Annotated in this window: 2 protein-coding genes; both read right to left on the reverse strand. The window is 43.8% G+C overall.

Annotated features, from left to right (window positions below; genetic code table 11):
- Positions 1-3,515 (reverse strand): transporter substrate-binding domain-containing protein (locus tag BCT81_RS00675; RefSeq protein WP_102422982.1); only part of this gene is annotated, 3,515 nt, incomplete at its 3' end.
- Positions 3,508-3,771: HD domain-containing phosphohydrolase (locus BCT81_RS00680; protein ID WP_277869776.1), on the reverse strand; the 264-nt coding region annotated here is incomplete at its 5' end. The genes BCT81_RS00675 and BCT81_RS00680, both read right to left, overlap by 8 nt.

Raw genomic sequence — 3,771 nt, forward strand, 5'->3', positions numbered from 1 at the left:
ATCACTTGGAACAATCTGAGTGGGTCCCCCATAAGAGGGGTATCCAGTCCTGGGTCAACCGACATCGACAAGTTGAGCTGCTTTTCAGCGGCTTTCGATTCCATCAACTCAATCACGTCTTGAAATGTCGTTAGTGCATTAAATGGAATATTATCGATAAACAACTGACCCGCTTCTATCTTGGACAAGTCTAAAATATCGTTGATTATGCTTAACAGAGAGTGCCCAGAACGGTGCACTTTTTCGATATAGTTGCGGGCTGTAGGGTTAGAGATTTCCCCAATAGCTAGATAAGACAAGCCAATAATAGCATTCATTGGCGTTCTAATTTCATGGCTCATATTCGCCAAAAACTCTGATTTGGCCTGACTTGCGAGGTTTGCTCTCTCTTTCTCCTCTGCCAATTGCTCGTTAAGTCGCTTCATTTCAGAAATATCGAATGCCCAAAATAGCGTTGCGATTTCACCATCAAGCTCAAACAAGTAATAGCTAACAAGTGCGACAAAACGAGTGCCATCTGACTTTCTAAGCACTAACTCTTTGTTCACGACTTTTCCGTTTAGCTTGAGCTCTTTATGAATGTCATCACGAACTTCGAGAGAATCATGAATAGCAACTACATCGATAGACGAGAGTTCCTTATTTTCAACGCCAAACAAGCGTTTTGCTGTGTCATTCGCATAACGACATTGCTCATCAGACACCACAGCAGCGGCAATTGGGGAACTATTCAGCATGTTATAGAGTTGGTCTTGTGCTTTTTTGAGTGCCTCTGTTGCTTGATTGGCTATGCTAATCTGCTTAGCGAGTTTTCGGTTCCAGAAGACAATCAGCAAAAGAATCACCAACGAAAAGGCGGAGATGGTGTAAACCAGATGATAGTCAACTCTTTCTATCGCTTTTGGTGCTGCCCACTTCGCTGATATCTTTTGATGCTCTTCTGCAGAGATCTTATCAATGGCTTTATTCAAAATAGAAAATAGAAGAGGTTCAGATTTGGTCACATGTAAGGTCGGTGAAAGGAAAAAGTCGAGTCGGCCGATAATCCCAATATCTCGATGACCAAATGAATCAATCAAATAATTTAAGACATCGACCGTATCGATCATTCCGTCTAAGCTTTGATCATCTAGCAAGTTCAACCCCTCTGCGGTTGAATCAACAAATACCCACTCAACGTTTGGATACTTCTTTACTATCGCCTCAGTATTCGCTGCATTTCTTAAAATACCGATTTTCCATCCTGTCGCTTCATCGAGCACCAGACTGCTCACCTCTCGTCTTGATGCAAGTGCCAAACGGCTCGAAAACAGGCTATTTACCGCTCTAACATTCTCTCCCAAGGAGCGATTTTCTTGCGCGGCAGAGACGAGTTCAACTTCTTGATGATCAACTAAACTTCGAGTCTCTGACCAATTCGCCACATCAACATGTTCAATGTTCAAGCCTGTTTTCTGCGCGATGAGTTCCAGGTAATCATCAATCATACCGATGTACTCGCCAGTACTAGAAACAGCCTCATACGGGAGTGAATTAGGGTCGATACCGATCCGCACCGTTGGATTATTTTTAAGCCACTCCCTCTCCTCTTCACTTAAATTTAAGATCTCTCCCGTTAAGTTATTTGCTTGATATACCTCTGCAATATACCGCTTAGCGGGTTCACCAAACGAATTGAACTGCTCTATATCTGGGAAGTAAATATGGTTTCGCTGTTGAGATCGAGTGTCAAAGTAAAAGGTCATGGAGCCCGAATTAGTAATACCACCTTTCGTGCGGTAGCTGGCGACTTTGGTCACTGATGCAAAATGGGAGGTATTGCGCTTCTCTCCAAAATCATCAACTAGGTTACCTATGTACCAGGCTTTAATTGGGCGATTATTGTTGTCTGCTTGGGCTGTGATCACCTGAAATGAACTGTCTGTATCAAATACTTCAAAGAGCTCAGACAGGTCGTCAAAGCGGTCATTTACGATAAAATAAGCCGAGATTTGAGCAATAATACTCGCTTTCTTCAGAACCTGGCTTAGGTCACTCTGGATATGAGTCTCAATGATTTGGCTTAAACCATTATCGACTTGCTTAAGGTTGGCCACCGCAGCGTTAAATCGGTCTCTCAGTTCTTCACTCTTAAAATCGACATAGATTGGATACTCCACTCGGTAGTCATCGTGTAATCGAAGCTCTGACATTTCAATAAAGCGAGTATTAGTAATAAACCACTCCAGTACTCGCCTCTCGACCATTAAGACATCTACGCTCTGTGCTCTTAACTGTGCGAATGCCGACTCTAACGTACCGATATCTTCAACTCGTTCGATATCAACTTCCTTAGAAAGCATCTCTATCGAGTTTTTTATCGGTGAGGTGTCATCAAATAGCAGCGCCCCTAGAGACAAGCCTTTCTGAGATTTAAGATTGAGTTGACGCCTTGCCAGCGACACAGGGACGAATTCAACGTTAATAACACTATCACTTAAAAAGTGGGCATCCGGATCGTCAGCCTGAACGCCTGAGACAAAAGAGATCGAGTTATTATTATCAATGGCCTTCCTCGCGGCACTCGGCGGAAGCGTAACAACGTCACCGAGCTTATGACCCATGTCATTCAATGCGCGCTGTATAATGTCGTGCTCCAAGCCGACAGCGGTACTATCTGGATACATGTAAGGAGGGTTACCGAAGCCAAAAACGCCTTTAAGTGGAACCCGATAAGGAGACGCATCTAGCCACTTAGATAAAATCTGGTTCTCTTTGTGAACATCAAAAGTATTTATCTGTTTGTTGAGTAGAGTTAGGAGTTCTACATCGCTGCTACGAACCACCATAGTGGCTTTGATTCGTTTCCAATGCTCTAACACGTAGTTAACAGCTAAGTCATGAACGCCCACTTTCTTTGCAAGGTCCATAGTGGTAATGGGTTCGGCTACAATCCCGTCAACTTTACCTTCACCTAGCGCCCTGACCGCATCGATAACGTTGTCAAAATCGACGCGCTCGATAGAACTTAATTGAACACCCGCTTTTTTTAAGTCAATATTTTCGTTAACCATAGCAATACGGCGCTTATGGTTTTGCTCCAAACTCGTGGTGAGTTTATTGCCAGTAGGAACAATCACAGCAACCTGATAAGGGATATATGGGTCGCTGGAAACAAAACGCTTTCCTTCACTGGGATCAAACTGCTGGAAAGGAAAAACATCACCTCGACCATCAAGGAGCGCAGCTTTGGCTTCACCGCGCGAGCTTACGCTAATAAACCTCACGTGAACTCCAAACCGCTCTTCAAGATCCTGTGCCCAGTCTTTAATAATGCCCGACACTTTTCCGTTGTCGTCAAGGAACGAGTATGGGTAATGGTTAGTAAGGGCTATAAAGGTCACTGAAGGCTTGTTGTCTAACCAACCCTCTAGCTCTGCATCAGTCACTTCAGAGGCGCTAACAGTGTTAGCAAACACTAGACCAGTCAGCAACCATAATGTGAATACATAGAACCGAATGAAGAGATTACTCATCTTTAAATCTTTCTTTAATCGCTAAAATCTTAGGTAAGTTTTCAAATAACAGCTCTACTATCCGAGGGTCAAAGTGTTTACCCTTTTGCTCTTCAAACAAGGCCAGCGCTTCATCAACGCTCCAAGCCTTTTTATAAGGCCTTTCTGCTGTCAAAGCATCAAACACATCGGCAACCGCAGCAATGCGTCCAACCAGAGGGATTGCTTCGCCCGCTATTTGTTTCGGGTAGCCACTGCCATCCCATTTTTCATGGTG

Source organism: Vibrio sp. 10N.261.52.A1 (genome assembly GCF_002876325.1).
GTDB classification, from domain to species: domain Bacteria; phylum Pseudomonadota; class Gammaproteobacteria; order Enterobacterales; family Vibrionaceae; genus Vibrio; species Vibrio chagasii.